A 14,704-nucleotide genomic window follows, 5' to 3' on the forward strand; every position below is an offset into this window, starting at 1 on the left:
TGAAAAAGCTCGGATGTTTCCTTTTTCTAAGACAAGATAAATCAAGCAAGTTATCTGCCAATTAAACGGTAATTAGCAAACTTATTGTTCATTACTCCAAGCAGCCCACTTAACCATGCACTTTGTTTTATATTTTCGTGATAAAGTTCAAGGCTTTAGAAACTGGTTAAACCAGCCAGCCATCAGTAATCTAAGATAATGGCGCGTCTATTAAATAATGGAAATAATGATGAACAAGAAGCCTATTTTTGCCCTGCTAGCCATACTGTTGCCAGGGACAGTACTTGCCCATAACCTTGCTGTTGGTGAAGCTCTTCCGAGTGTAACAGTGGCAGATAAAGGGGAAATAACCCTACAGAATGACAAAATTGTCTATCAAGACTGGCACAGTAATCAGCTTGCAGGCAAAGTGCGTGTGATCCAAGCGATAGCCGGCCGCAGCTCAGCAAAAGCGATGAATGCGGATCTCATGAGTGCGATTACTGCCGCCGACTTTCCTGATGAACACTACCAAACCACCACTATCATCAACCAGGATGATGCGATCTGGGGCACAGGGAGCTTCGTAAAATCATCTGCCGAAGACAGCAAGAAGGAGTTTTCCTGGTCTTCCATGGTACTTGATGCCAATGGCAGTGTTCATGAGTCGTGGCAGCTAGCTGCTGAAAACTCCGCCATCATTGTTCTTGATAAAGAGAGCCAGGTACTCTTTGTCAAAGAGGGCAAGCTAACAGAACAAGAAATTAATCAAGCTCTTGAACTGGTGAAAAGTAACCTTTAAATCAGCTTAACGAAGCGAAAATTAGAATAAAATGACCAAGAAGGCCATATTCTAGCAACAGTAGTAATGTTATATTATTACATCTTCTGGATATGGCTTTTATTTTACCAAAGTGAATCTTGCGCAGCGTTGGACACCCAGACTAAGCCTTTTACTTATTAGCTTGATCATTGCCATCGGGCCAGTCACTGTATTGCACCAACTTGAGGCAACAACTGACCACCACCACGCCATTGACTGCTCGATCTGCCATATTGTTCATGACAGCTTCCATCACCAAACCACTCTCATTGCGTACCCAATAAAGCACTTATCAGTAATGGCCGCTCCTAAGACAGGAAAAGGCTTCCGGCGATACCTTCCCCCCATAGCACGTTCACCTCCAATACATTAAATGGTTTTATTCAGATACTTTTAAATCATTAACTATTTTTTTTGGGGGTAACCATGCGTTTTAATCGATCTCTTTCACCTATTGCCACTTTGTTCGTCACCCTTGGCCTCGCAGCCTCTGGTTCGGCCGCTGCGGATGATCACTTCCGCCAACATGACGCCCACGTCCACGGCGTCGTTGAAGTGAACATCGCCCAGGATGGGCAAGACTTACTAATGGAAGTTCACGCGCCGGGTGCCGATATTGTCGGCTTTGAGCACGCACCGCAGACTGACGAGCAAAAAGCGGCGATTGAAAACGCAATCGAGAAGCTAAAATCTCCTGGGGAGATTTGGATGCTAACGGCAAGTGCACAATGCCAATTAGTAGATAGCCAGGTAACAGAAACGCTATCCTCCCAGGAAGGTGGTGATGCTCACGATCATGATGACCTCGGCCACGATCATGACCAGCATGACCAGCATGACCAGCATGACCAGCATGACCAGCATGACCAGCATGACCAGCATGACCATAGTGCCCACGGTGAGTTCTCGGCACAATATATCTACAAGTGTGGTGATATTAATCAGCTTACTGATATCAAAACCCAATGGTTCACACATTTCCCAACCACAGAGCGCATTACCGTTAACGCTATCACAGAGAAAGGACAAAAAGGTGGATCGCTGAACACAAACACCACTTTCCGTTTCTAATTCCAAAGTAACCAAAATGGGGGAGTCATTCCCCATTTCAGGACAGATCATGAGCATCATAGAGATCCGCGAACTCACCTTCCAATGGCCTAGCCAAACCCAACCATTATTGGATGTCCCATCATTGGTGGTAAACGAGGGTGAGAAAGTTTTCATCAAAGGCCCCAGCGGCAGTGGTAAATCAAGCCTTCTAAGCTTGCTAGCCGGTATAAACGAACCGACATCGGGTACCGTCGAGCTGCTCGGACGGCCCTTCAGCAACCTAAAACCCACGGCTAGAGACCGTTTTCGAGCCGATCACATCGGCTATATCTTCCAAATGTTCAACCTCCTTCCCTACCTGTCAGTAATTGATAATGTCCTACTCCCTTGCCGCTTTTCGAAATTACGCAAAAAGCACATTGGCGGCGGAATGTATGAGCAAGCCAAACAACTGCTTTCCCAGCTTCATCTTCCTGATGAATGCTTGGAGCGTCCTATAAGTGAACTCAGTATCGGACAGCAGCAACGCGTGGCTGCAGCAAGAGCCTTGATAGGCAAGCCGAAATTGTTAATTGCTGATGAGCCTACCTCAGCGTTAGATCATGATAATCGGGAAGCCTTCATCAAATTGCTAATGGCTGAGTGCGATCAGGCAGGAACGACACTGTTGTTTGTCAGCCATGACCAAACCTTAGAGTCTTTATTTGATCGTAGTATCTGCCTCAATACTATTAACCAAGCAGCAAGGAGGTACTAATGGCAGCCATCATCCGCCTTGCCTGGCAGAGCTTATCCAATCGGAAAACTACCGCAGTACTGACGCTACTTACCGTGGCCATATCTGTCACACTATTACTTGGCGTCGAAAAAGTCAGGACACAGGCCAAGTCGAGTTTTGCCAATACCATATCGGAAACAGACCTCATCGTCGGCTCACGCTCCGGTCAGGTAAACCTGCTGCTCTATTCTGTGTTCAGGATCGGTAATGCAACCAATAATATTGATTGGCAAAGCTTCCAAGAAATCAGCCAACACCGCTCCGTCAAATGGGCAATTCCTATTTCACTGGGAGACTCACACCGTGGATTCCGGGTCATCGGGACCAACGGTGATTACTTCAAGCATTATCGATACGGCCAAAAGCAGCCCCTTGAACTAGCCCAAGGCGAAGTCTTCGACAGCCTTTTCGAGACCGTGGTCGGTGCGGAAGTAGCAAAAAAACTCGATTACAAGATCGGCGATGAGATCATCATTGCCCATGGTATTAGCGATCAGTCATTTAACCGCCACGATAGCCTACCATTTAAAATAGTGGGGATCCTTGAACCTACAGGTACCCCAGTGGATCGCAGCGTGCATGTATCCTTACCTGCGATTGAAGCTATTCATGTCGGCTGGGAAAGCGGGGCACGTCTAGGTCCAACACCTAACGCAGAGTCATTGGCTGCACATCAATTTGAACCTAAGCAGATCACCGCATTCATGCTTGGGCTAAATTCAAAAATACAAACCTTTGCCCTGCAACGCCATATCAACACGTACTCTAAAGAACCCCTGAGTGCAATTATGCCGGGTATCGCACTGCATGAACTATGGGGCATGATGTCAGTAGCAGAACAAGCGCTACTGGTAGTATCTGGCTTTGTCGTGATCGCTGGTCTTCTGGGCATGCTGACCAGCCTCTTAACAAGCTTGAATGAGAGGCGCCGTGAAATGGCTATCCTTAGGGCGATGGGAGCAAGGCCTGGGCATATTTTCTTCCTACTCACCAGTGAAGCAACCCTGTTAACTGCACTGGGAGTGATAGCCGGAACATCATTGTTATACATAATATTGTTAATCACACAGCCGATAATCCAAGCACAATTTGGATTACTCATTCCGATCACAGCTCCTACAGACCATGAGTTGTTGTTGTTAGTACTTGTCCAGTTAGCTGGTATGCTAGTTGGTATTATTCCAGCTATCCGCGCTTATCATCATTCGCTATCGGATGGCATGACTATAAAGGTATAAATAGATGAAAAGATGGCTACTTGCACTTTGCTGCTGGTTTCCACTGCTCAGCGCTGCGAATGAAGCGTTAACCTTGGACTGGATTGACCTGGTACCAGAAAAAGAGCGTACCCAGTTCAACGCGAACCAAATGCCAATACTCAATCATGACGGAGATCAAGCCAAGCAATCAATGATTGGCAGTGTCAGAGAAGAGCTAAATGGAAGTGAAGTCAAGATACCTGGCTTTGTGATCCCTTTAGAAGGTGACGACAAAAAAATCACCGAATTTCTTTTAGTCCCTTACTTTGGCGCATGTATCCACGTTCCACCACCTCCGCCTAACCAAATTGTTTACGTGAAATTCCCCAAAGGTGCACCGATCCAGCAGCTATGGGATGTGGTGTATGTAGTGGGAACATTAAAAACACAATCGGTCAGTCATGAACTCGCTGAAGTAGGCTATCTATTAGAAGGTAGTGCTATCGAAGATTACGATGACATGTAAACGCAATTTGGCCAACTCACCTCTGGGCTGGCCACTCATTTTATAGGGTAAATCCAATGGAAGGCCAAGCCGAGAGCAAAGTACCCGTGCCCCTCGAACCACAACCGACAGACAAAGAAAAAACGAGAAGCAATCCCCCAAACATTATTAGCTCTGTTGCGGAAGAGCTAGGGGTCAGCTATCTCATTACCAAAGAAGCCCCACATACTCTTGCCGAAAGGTATGAAGACCGACATAAAAAAGTTCTTTACTCACAACAAGAAAGCCTTGAGAAAATTTTCAAATTAACCTTTGATAATACGGCATCAGATAAGGCCAAAAATATAGACCCGGATTGGCTCAGCCATTTCACATCAATCGCACAAGATATCCGCAACAGCTCAATGCAACAACTGTGGAGTCGCATCCTCAGACAAGAGTTTCTGTCCCCTGGCTCGGTATCACTAAAAACACTTGATACGCTTCGTAATATGACACACAAGGAAGCACAGGTTTTCCATAGAGCCTGCACGCTGTCATGCCAGTTTGGCAACGATAGAAGCAAAAAGATCCTGACGTCTTTAAAAGCGAAGCATAAGTTTTTACCTAGCCTTTTCACGACAACTATCCATAAAGTTACATTGGGTAATTTCTCTCTGCCTTATTCTGACCTCCTAATCTTACTGGAGTTAGGGCTCATTTTAAAAAGTGAGTTAGAGTCTGGAGAGCTAGTTTCAGGTATATCACTTCCTTTTAGTTACCAAAATAATACTTATCAACTTACCCCTCACCAAAAAGGTTTAAGCTTTACCTATTATCGCTTATCACCAACAGGTCAAGAAATTGCAGATCTACTTGGCAGTAAGACCCATGAACCTTTTCGCGAGACAATCCTAGAGCTACTGGCGCCTTTCTTTGTCATTGAAAGCCAGCCTTAGACCTATTGTCTCAAAGAGGCGTAACACACCTTTAAAACAGTAAATAGCCCTGTTGAAGAAAGCAGCAGGGCCCAGTCTTGGGCTTAGTGTCAGTGGCGGAGCGGACGGGCTGGCGTACCAGCAGGACTCATTCGCCTGCAAGGCGAACATGTCCGACAGACGTAAAAAAGCCCGAGTCTTTCGACTCGGGCTTAGTATAAGTGGCGGAGCGGACGGGAATCGATGGTCCGGCATCCCGGCCCGCGAAAAAGTGCACAGCACTTTCGGGAGCGTCAGATAGCAAAAAACCCCAGCCTTTCGACTGAGGTTTCTTAATAAGTGGCGGAGCGGACGGGACTCGAACCCGCGACCCCCGGCGTGACAGGCCGGTATTCTAACCAACTGAACTACCGCTCCACTCAAATCACCGTGTGTTCAGCACGATAATCTAAATTGGAAGCCTGGCGATGTCCTACTCTCACATGGGGAGGCCCCACACTACCATCGGCGCTATTACGTTTCACTGCTGAGTTCGGCATGGGATCAGGTGGGTCCATAATGCTATGGTCGCCAAGCAAAATTCTTACAATCTCGAAAGCTGATGTTCTCGCACTACATTCAAGTGCTCATGGAGTCCGTTAAAACCCCTTGGGTGTTGTATGGTTAAGCCTCACGGGCAATTAGTACAGGTTAGCTCAACGCCTCACAACGCTTACACACCCTGCCTATCTACGTCGTAGTCTCCAACAACCCTTCAGGAACCTTATAGGTTCAGGGATGACTCATCTTGAGGCTCGCTTCCCGCTTAGATGCTTTCAGCGGTTATCGATTCCGAACTTAGCTACCGGGCAATGCGTCTGGCGACACAACCCGAACACCAGAGGTTCGTCCACTCCGGTCCTCTCGTACTAGGAGCAGCCCCTCTCAATCATCCAACGCCCACGGCAGATAGGGACCGAACTGTCTCACGACGTTCTAAACCCAGCTCGCGTACCACTTTAAATGGCGAACAGCCATACCCTTGGGACCGACTTCAGCCCCAGGATGTGATGAGCCGACATCGAGGTGCCAAACACCGCCGTCGATATGAACTCTTGGGCGGTATCAGCCTGTTATCCCCGGAGTACCTTTTATCCGTTGAGCGATGGCCCTTCCATACAGAACCACCGGATCACTATGACCTGCTTTCGCACCTGCTCGAACCGTCATTCTCGCAGTCAAGCGGGCTTATGCCATTGCACTAACCTCACGATGTCCGACCGTGATTAGCCCACCTTCGTGCTCCTCCGTTACGCTTTGGGAGGAGACCGCCCCAGTCAAACTACCCACCAGGCACTGTCCGCACCCCGGATAACGGGGCGACGTTAGAACATCAACACTACAAGGGTGGTATTTCAAGGACGGCTCCACCAACACTGGCGTGCTGGTTTCAAAGCCTCCCACCTATCCTACACATGTAGGGTCAATGTTCAGTGCCAAGCTGTAGTAAAGGTTCACGGGGTCTTTCCGTCTAGCCGCGGGTACGCAGCATCTTCACTGCGATTTCAATTTCACTGAGTCTCGGGTGGAGACAGCGTGGCCATCATTACGCCATTCGTGCAGGTCGGAACTTACCCGACAAGGAATTTCGCTACCTTAGGACCGTTATAGTTACGGCCGCCGTTTACCGGGGCTTCGATCAAGAGCTTCGACCGAAGTCTAACCCCATCAATTAACCTTCCGGCACCGGGCAGGCGTCACACCGTATACGTCATCTTTCGATTTTGCACAGTGCTGTGTTTTTAATAAACAGTTGCAGCCACCTGGTATCTGCGACTGCCAGCAGCTCCAAGAGCAAGTCTCTTCACCGCCGGCAGCGTACCTTCTCCCGAAGTTACGGTACCATTTTGCCTAGTTCCTTCACCCGAGTTCTCTCAAGCGCCTTGGTATTCTCTACCCGACCACCTGTGTCGGTTTGGGGTACGATTCCTTACTATCTGAAGCTTAGAGGCTTTTCCCGGAAGCATGGCATCAATGACTTCAGCACCGTAGTGCCTCGACATCGGGTCTCAGCCTTAAGTAATCCCGGATTTGCCTAAGATTACAGCCTACACCCTTGAACCTGGACAACCGTCGCCAGGCCCACCTAGCCTTCTCCGTCCCCCCATCGCAATAGTAAGAAGTACGGGAATATTAACCCGTTTCCCATCGACTACGCCTTTCGGCCTCGCCTTAGGGGTCGACTCACCCTGCCCCGATTAACGTTGGACAGGAACCCTTGGTCTTCCGGCGAGGGAGTTTTTCACTCCCTTTATCGTTACTCATGTCAGCATTCGCACTTCTGATACGTCCAGCACACCTTACGATGCACCTTCAACCGCTTACAGAACGCTCCCCTACCCAATACATAAAATGCATTGCCGCAGCTTCGGTGTATAGCTTAGCCCCGTTAAATCTTCCGCGCAGGCCGACTCGACCAGTGAGCTATTACGCTTTCTTTAAATGATGGCTGCTTCTAAGCCAACATCCTGGCTGTCTGAGCCTTCCCACATCGTTTCCCACTTAGCTATAACTTTGGGACCTTAGCTGGCGGTCTGGGTTGTTTCCCTCTCCACGACGGACGTTAGCACCCGCCGTGTGTCTCCCGGATAGTACTTACTGGTATTCGGAGTTTGCAAAGGGTTGGTAAGTCGGGATGACCCCCTAGCCTTAACAGTGCTCTACCCCCAGTAGTATTCGTCCGAGGCGCTACCTAAATAGCTTTCGGGGAGAACCAGCTATCTCCAGGTTTGATTGGCCTTTCACCCCTAGCCACAAGTCATCCGCTAATTTTTCAACATTAGTCGGTTCGGTCCTCCAGTAAGTGTTACCTCACCTTCAACCTGCCCATGGCTAGATCACCTGGTTTCGGGTCTAATCCTAGCAACTGTACGCCCAGTTAAGACTCGGTTTCCCTACGGCTCCCCTAATCGGTTAACCTTGCTACTAAAATTAAGTCGCTGACCCATTATACAAAAGGTACGCAGTCACCCCGAAGGGCTCCTACTGCTTGTACGTACACGGTTTCAGGTTCTATTTCACTCCCCTCACAGGGGTTCTTTTCGCCTTTCCCTCACGGTACTGGTTCACTATCGGTCAGTCAGGAGTATTTAGCCTTGGAGGATGGTCCCCCCATCTTCAGACAAGATAACACGTGTCCCGTCCTACTCGTTTTCACTGATAATGCGCTACCGGTTACGGGGCTATCACCCTGTATCGCTGTGCTTTCCAGCACATTCACCTGACGCAAAACTAGCTTAAGGGCTAATCCGGGTTCGCTCGCCGCTACTGCCGGAATCTCGGTTGATTTCTCTTCCTCGGGGTACTTAGATGTTTCAGTTCCCCCGGTTCGCCTCGCAACGCTATGTATTCACGTTACGATAACTGCTTATGCAGCTGGGTTTCCCCATTCGGAAATCCAAGAGTATAGTGATTCTTACCATCTTCTCTTGGCTTATCGCAGGTTAGCACGTCCTTCATCGCCTCTGACTGCCCAGGCATCCACCGTGTACGCTTAGTCACTTAACCATACAACCCCAAGGGGTCTGTTCGTATGGCTCAACAACCAAGGTTGTTCATCTGAGTATGATGAACTGTGTTTCGCCGGACTCTTACACAAGACACTTGAATGTGTGTTGCTTGAGAACTCGTTCTTCATAAAGAAGAACAAAATAAATCAATCTATCGATTGAATTTACTAGTCAGCTTTCCAGATTGTTAAAGAGCATGTGTTTGTCTTTCGACATCCACTTTCTAAACACACTCACAAGAATGTTTTTAGAGAGTGGTGGAGCTAAGCAGGATCGAACTGCTGACCTCCTGCGTGCAAGGCAGGCGCTCTCCCAGCTGAGCTATAGCCCCATCGAAATGGTGTCTTTCAAGAAGAAAGAGTGGTGGGCGATACCGGGCTCGAACCAGTGACCCCCTCCTTGTAAGGGAGGTGCTCTCCCAACTGAGCTAATCGCCCTCCGATGTTTTACATCTTCAAAGGAGAAGATGGTGGGTCGTGCAGGATTCGAACCTGCGACCAATTGATTAAAAGTCAACTGCTCTACCAACTGAGCTAACGACCCGTGGCGTCCCATAGGGGAGTCGAACCCCTGTTACCGCCGTGAAAGGGCGGTGTCCTAGGCCTCTAGACGAATGGGACACAAAGTTTGTCAGCGAAATACATTTCGCTAACTTTGTGTAAGCGGAGTGACGAGCTTGCGAGAAGCGACATCATACCGGAACACAAGTTTTTTTCAGGTTTGGGTACCTGAACATGTTCTCTACTTTTCGACCAAGCAATCTGTGTGGACACTGCGTAAAACGCAGTCATATCGTTAAGGAGGTGATCCAGCCCCAGGTTCCCCTAGGGCTACCTTGTTACGACTTCACCCCAGTCATGAACCACACCGTGGTAAACGCCCTCCCGAAGGTTAAGCTATCTACTTCTGGTGCAGCCCACTCCCATGGTGTGACGGGCGGTGTGTACAAGGCCCGGGAACGTATTCACCGTGGCATTCTGATCCACGATTACTAGCGATTCCGACTTCATGGAGTCGAGTTGCAGACTCCAATCCGGACTACGACGTACTTTCTGGGATTCGCTCACTCTCGCAAGTTGGCAGCCCTCTGTATACGCCATTGTAGCACGTGTGTAGCCCTACTCGTAAGGGCCATGATGACTTGACGTCGTCCCCACCTTCCTCCGGTTTATCACCGGCAGTCTCCCTGGAGTTCCCACCCGAAGTGCTGGCAAACAAGGATAAGGGTTGCGCTCGTTGCGGGACTTAACCCAACATTTCACAACACGAGCTGACGACAGCCATGCAGCACCTGTCTCAGAGTTCCCGAAGGCACCAATCCATCTCTGGAAAGTTCTCTGGATGTCAAGAGTAGGTAAGGTTCTTCGCGTTGCATCGAATTAAACCACATGCTCCACCGCTTGTGCGGGCCCCCGTCAATTCATTTGAGTTTTAATCTTGCGACCGTACTCCCCAGGCGGTCTACTTAACGCGTTAGCTCCGAAAGCCAGTGTTCAAGACACCAACCTCCAAGTAGACATCGTTTACGGCGTGGACTACCAGGGTATCTAATCCTGTTTGCTCCCCACGCTTTCGCATCTGAGCGTCAGTCTTTGTCCAGGGGGCCGCCTTCGCCACCGGTATTCCTTCAGATCTCTACGCATTTCACCGCTACACCTGAAATTCTACCCCCCTCTACAAGACTCTAGCCTGACAGTTCCAAATGCTATTCCGAGGTTGAGCCCCGGGCTTTCACATCTGGCTTAACAAGCCGCCTGCATGCGCTTTACGCCCAGTAATTCCGATTAACGCTCGCACCCTCCGTATTACCGCGGCTGCTGGCACGGAGTTAGCCGGTGCTTCTTCTGTTGCTAACGTCAAACACTGCCGCTATTAACGACAACGCCTTCCTCACAACTGAAAGTGCTTTACAACCCGAAGGCCTTCTTCACACACGCGGCATGGCTGCATCAGGGTTTCCCCCATTGTGCAATATTCCCCACTGCTGCCTCCCGTAGGAGTCTGGACCGTGTCTCAGTTCCAGTGTGGCTGATCATCCTCTCAGACCAGCTAGAGATCGTCGCCTTGGTGAGCTCTTACCTCACCAACTAGCTAATCTCACCTGGGCTAATCCTGACGCGAGAGGCCCGAAGGTCCCCCTCTTTGCTCCGAAGAGATTATGCGGTATTAGCCATCGTTTCCAATGGTTATCCCCCACATCAGGGCATATTCCCAGGCATTACTCACCCGTCCGCCGCTCGCCGCCCATAACGTCCCCCGAAGGTTCAGTCATGTCGCTGCCGCTCGACTTGCATGTGTTAGGCCTGCCGCCAGCGTTCAATCTGAGCCATGATCAAACTCTTCAATTAAAGTTTTGGCTCAATGAATACTGTTAATCCATTACCGAAGTAATGAATGAATTGACTGTGCCGAATCTTGCGATTCGATTTGGTCACTCAGTTTCATTGATAATTCTTTTTGACTATCATTTCACGAGTGCCCACACAGATTGCATGGTCAAATTGTTAAAGAACATATTGCCTTTCAGTGCCTTAGCACTTAAGCAGGACGCGTATAATACGCTACTCACTTTGAAAGTCAACATAAAACTCTAAGAAAACTTAAAGCTCTATGGTGACTTGCTTACGTTGTAAGCAAGTGCCCTATTTGTCTTCACTTTTTAAAAGTGAAAATAAATTGGAAGCCTGGCGATGTCCTACTCTCACATGGGGAGGCCCCACACTACCATCGGCGCTATTACGTTTCACTGCTGAGTTCGGCATGGGATCAGGTGGGTCCATAATGCTATGGTCGCCAAGCAAAATTCTTACAATCTCGAAAGCTGATGTTCTCGCACTACATTCAAGTGCTCATGGAGTCCGTTAAAACCCCTTGGGTGTTGTATGGTTAAGCCTCACGGGCAATTAGTACAGGTTAGCTCAACGCCTCACAACGCTTACACACCCTGCCTATCTACGTCGTAGTCTCCAACAACCCTTCAGGAACCTTATAGGTTCAGGGATGACTCATCTTGAGGCTCGCTTCCCGCTTAGATGCTTTCAGCGGTTATCGATTCCGAACTTAGCTACCGGGCAATGCGTCTGGCGACACAACCCGAACACCAGAGGTTCGTCCACTCCGGTCCTCTCGTACTAGGAGCAGCCCCTCTCAATCATCCAACGCCCACGGCAGATAGGGACCGAACTGTCTCACGACGTTCTAAACCCAGCTCGCGTACCACTTTAAATGGCGAACAGCCATACCCTTGGGACCGACTTCAGCCCCAGGATGTGATGAGCCGACATCGAGGTGCCAAACACCGCCGTCGATATGAACTCTTGGGCGGTATCAGCCTGTTATCCCCGGAGTACCTTTTATCCGTTGAGCGATGGCCCTTCCATACAGAACCACCGGATCACTATGACCTGCTTTCGCACCTGCTCGAACCGTCATTCTCGCAGTCAAGCGGGCTTATGCCATTGCACTAACCTCACGATGTCCGACCGTGATTAGCCCACCTTCGTGCTCCTCCGTTACGCTTTGGGAGGAGACCGCCCCAGTCAAACTACCCACCAGGCACTGTCCGCACCCCGGATAACGGGGCGACGTTAGAACATCAACACTACAAGGGTGGTATTTCAAGGACGGCTCCACCAACACTGGCGTGCTGGTTTCAAAGCCTCCCACCTATCCTACACATGTAGGGTCAATGTTCAGTGCCAAGCTGTAGTAAAGGTTCACGGGGTCTTTCCGTCTAGCCGCGGGTACGCAGCATCTTCACTGCGATTTCAATTTCACTGAGTCTCGGGTGGAGACAGCGTGGCCATCATTACGCCATTCGTGCAGGTCGGAACTTACCCGACAAGGAATTTCGCTACCTTAGGACCGTTATAGTTACGGCCGCCGTTTACCGGGGCTTCGATCAAGAGCTTCGACCGAAGTCTAACCCCATCAATTAACCTTCCGGCACCGGGCAGGCGTCACACCGTATACGTCATCTTTCGATTTTGCACAGTGCTGTGTTTTTAATAAACAGTTGCAGCCACCTGGTATCTGCGACTGCCAGCAGCTCCAAGAGCAAGTCTCTTCACCGCCGGCAGCGTACCTTCTCCCGAAGTTACGGTACCATTTTGCCTAGTTCCTTCACCCGAGTTCTCTCAAGCGCCTTGGTATTCTCTACCCGACCACCTGTGTCGGTTTGGGGTACGATTCCTTACTATCTGAAGCTTAGAGGCTTTTCCCGGAAGCATGGCATCAATGACTTCAGCACCGTAGTGCCTCGACATCGGGTCTCAGCCTTAAGTAATCCCGGATTTGCCTAAGATTACAGCCTACACCCTTGAACCTGGACAACCGTCGCCAGGCCCACCTAGCCTTCTCCGTCCCCCCATCGCAATAGTAAGAAGTACGGGAATATTAACCCGTTTCCCATCGACTACGCCTTTCGGCCTCGCCTTAGGGGTCGACTCACCCTGCCCCGATTAACGTTGGACAGGAACCCTTGGTCTTCCGGCGAGGGAGTTTTTCACTCCCTTTATCGTTACTCATGTCAGCATTCGCACTTCTGATACGTCCAGCACACCTTACGATGCACCTTCAACCGCTTACAGAACGCTCCCCTACCCAATACATAAAATGCATTGCCGCAGCTTCGGTGTATAGCTTAGCCCCGTTAAATCTTCCGCGCAGGCCGACTCGACCAGTGAGCTATTACGCTTTCTTTAAATGATGGCTGCTTCTAAGCCAACATCCTGGCTGTCTGAGCCTTCCCACATCGTTTCCCACTTAGCTATAACTTTGGGACCTTAGCTGGCGGTCTGGGTTGTTTCCCTCTCCACGACGGACGTTAGCACCCGCCGTGTGTCTCCCGGATAGTACTTACTGGTATTCGGAGTTTGCAAAGGGTTGGTAAGTCGGGATGACCCCCTAGCCTTAACAGTGCTCTACCCCCAGTAGTATTCGTCCGAGGCGCTACCTAAATAGCTTTCGGGGAGAACCAGCTATCTCCAGGTTTGATTGGCCTTTCACCCCTAGCCACAAGTCATCCGCTAATTTTTCAACATTAGTCGGTTCGGTCCTCCAGTAAGTGTTACCTCACCTTCAACCTGCCCATGGCTAGATCACCTGGTTTCGGGTCTAATCCTAGCAACTGTACGCCCAGTTAAGACTCGGTTTCCCTACGGCTCCCCTAATCGGTTAACCTTGCTACTAAAATTAAGTCGCTGACCCATTATACAAAAGGTACGCAGTCACCCCGAAGGGCTCCTACTGCTTGTACGTACACGGTTTCAGGTTCTATTTCACTCCCCTCACAGGGGTTCTTTTCGCCTTTCCCTCACGGTACTGGTTCACTATCGGTCAGTCAGGAGTATTTAGCCTTGGAGGATGGTCCCCCCATCTTCAGACAAGATAACACGTGTCCCGTCCTACTCGTTTTCACTGATAATGCGCTACCGGTTACGGGGCTATCACCCTGTATCGCTGTGCTTTCCAGCACATTCACCTGACGCAAAACTAGCTTAAGGGCTAATCCGGGTTCGCTCGCCGCTACTGCCGGAATCTCGGTTGATTTCTCTTCCTCGGGGTACTTAGATGTTTCAGTTCCCCCGGTTCGCCTCGCAACGCTATGTATTCACGTTACGATAACTGCTTATGCAGCTGGGTTTCCCCATTCGGAAATCCAAGAGTATAGTGATTCTTACCATCTTCTCTTGGCTTATCGCAGGTTAGCACGTCCTTCATCGCCTCTGACTGCCCAGGCATCCACCGTGTACGCTTAGTCACTTAACCATACAACCCCAAGAGGTCTTTCGTATGGCTCAACAACCAAGGTTGTTCATCTGAGTTGTGATGAACTGTGTTTCGCCGGACTCTTACACAAGACACTTGAATGTGTGTTGCTTGAGAACTCGTTCTATCTTTC

Annotated in this window: 6 protein-coding genes, 5 tRNA genes and 5 rRNA genes; 6 read left to right on the plus strand and 10 right to left on the minus strand. The window is 49.6% G+C overall.

Translation table 11 applies throughout. The features are described from left to right. Positions 1 to 229 precede the first annotated feature (229 nt). The 6 genes from PTW35_RS15870 to PTW35_RS15895 all read left to right on the plus strand — a co-directional run bounded on the left by PTW35_RS15870 (position 230) and on the right by PTW35_RS15895 (position 5,275). Positions 230 to 781, plus strand: coding sequence for a YtfJ family protein (locus tag PTW35_RS15870; RefSeq protein ID WP_281027534.1), 552 nt, complete (start codon positions 230 to 232; stop codon positions 779 to 781). A gap of 447 nt (positions 782 to 1,228) precedes the next feature. Next, positions 1,229 to 1,873 carry a DUF2796 domain-containing protein gene (locus PTW35_RS15875; protein ID WP_281025813.1) on the plus strand — a complete coding sequence of 215 codons (645 nt, stop codon included), beginning with the start codon at positions 1,229 to 1,231 and terminating at the stop codon, positions 1,871 to 1,873. A gap of 16 nt (positions 1,874 to 1,889) precedes the next feature. Continuing rightward, entirely contained in the window at positions 1,890 to 2,612 is a 723-nt protein-coding gene (locus tag PTW35_RS15880) for an ABC transporter ATP-binding protein (protein WP_281025814.1), read from the plus strand. Beyond that, positions 2,612 to 3,871 (plus strand): ABC transporter permease, encoded by a 1,260-nt coding sequence (locus PTW35_RS15885; protein ID WP_281025815.1) that lies wholly within the window; start codon positions 2,612 to 2,614, stop codon positions 3,869 to 3,871. The genes PTW35_RS15880 and PTW35_RS15885 overlap by 1 nt, the downstream gene beginning before the upstream one ends. 4 nt (positions 3,872 to 3,875) lie before the next feature. After that, entirely contained in the window at positions 3,876 to 4,358 is a 483-nt protein-coding gene (locus PTW35_RS15890) for a DUF3299 domain-containing protein (protein WP_281025816.1), read from the plus strand. A gap of 56 nt (positions 4,359 to 4,414) precedes the next feature. Next, a complete protein-coding gene (locus PTW35_RS15895; protein ID WP_281025817.1) occupies positions 4,415 to 5,275 on the plus strand; it encodes a TIGR03899 family protein in 861 nt (286 codons plus the stop codon). 319 nt (positions 5,276 to 5,594) lie between these two features. On the opposite strand, the gene PTW35_RS15900 is transcribed toward PTW35_RS15895, so the two are convergent. From PTW35_RS15900 to PTW35_RS15945, 10 genes are all read right to left on the minus strand, one after another. After that, positions 5,595 to 5,671: transfer RNA gene (locus PTW35_RS15900), tRNA-Asp, on the minus strand. A gap of 42 nt (positions 5,672 to 5,713) precedes the next feature. Further along, positions 5,714 to 5,829 (minus strand): 5S ribosomal RNA (rrf, locus tag PTW35_RS15905). Between the two features lie 84 nt (positions 5,830 to 5,913). After that, positions 5,914 to 8,800 (minus strand): 23S ribosomal RNA (locus tag PTW35_RS15910). 257 nt (positions 8,801 to 9,057) lie between these two features. Beyond that, a tRNA-Ala gene (locus PTW35_RS15915) sits at positions 9,058 to 9,133 on the minus strand. 30 nt (positions 9,134 to 9,163) lie between these two features. After that, a tRNA-Val gene (locus PTW35_RS15920) sits at positions 9,164 to 9,239 on the minus strand. A 30-nt stretch (positions 9,240 to 9,269) separates the two neighbouring features. Then, positions 9,270 to 9,345, minus strand: a tRNA-Lys gene (locus tag PTW35_RS15925). 1 nt (position 9,346) lies between these two features. Continuing rightward, positions 9,347 to 9,422 (minus strand) — tRNA-Glu (locus PTW35_RS15930). A 176-nt stretch (positions 9,423 to 9,598) separates the two neighbouring features. Next, positions 9,599 to 11,150: ribosomal RNA gene (locus tag PTW35_RS15935) — 16S ribosomal RNA — on the minus strand. A 334-nt stretch (positions 11,151 to 11,484) separates the two neighbouring features. Beyond that, positions 11,485 to 11,600: ribosomal RNA gene (rrf, locus tag PTW35_RS15940) — 5S ribosomal RNA — on the minus strand. A gap of 84 nt (positions 11,601 to 11,684) precedes the next feature. Then, positions 11,685 to 14,571 (minus strand): 23S ribosomal RNA (locus PTW35_RS15945). The 16S, 23S and 5S rRNA genes sit together here with 5 tRNA genes alongside, the layout of an rRNA operon. Positions 14,572 to 14,704 lie beyond the last annotated feature (133 nt).

The sequence above is a fragment of the Photobacterium sp. DA100 genome (assembly GCF_029223585.1).
In the GTDB taxonomy this organism is placed as follows: domain Bacteria; phylum Pseudomonadota; class Gammaproteobacteria; order Enterobacterales; family Vibrionaceae; genus Photobacterium.

What these genes read in the sequence shown, in the direction of transcription:
- PTW35_RS15870 (WP_281027534.1), top strand. Translation starts at nt 230, where the DNA reads ATGAACAAGAAGCCTATTTTTGCCCTGCTAGCCATACTGTTGCCAGGG.
- PTW35_RS15875 (WP_281025813.1), top strand. Translation starts at nt 1,229, where the DNA reads ATGCGTTTTAATCGATCTCTTTCACCTATTGCCACTTTGTTCGTCACC.
- PTW35_RS15880 (WP_281025814.1), top strand. Translation starts at nt 1,890, where the DNA reads ATGGGGGAGTCATTCCCCATTTCAGGACAGATCATGAGCATCATAGAG.
- PTW35_RS15885 (WP_281025815.1), top strand. Translation starts at nt 2,612, where the DNA reads ATGGCAGCCATCATCCGCCTTGCCTGGCAGAGCTTATCCAATCGGAAA.
- PTW35_RS15890 (WP_281025816.1), top strand. Translation starts at nt 3,876, where the DNA reads ATGAAAAGATGGCTACTTGCACTTTGCTGCTGGTTTCCACTGCTCAGC.
- PTW35_RS15895 (WP_281025817.1), top strand. Translation starts at nt 4,415, where the DNA reads ATGGAAGGCCAAGCCGAGAGCAAAGTACCCGTGCCCCTCGAACCACAA.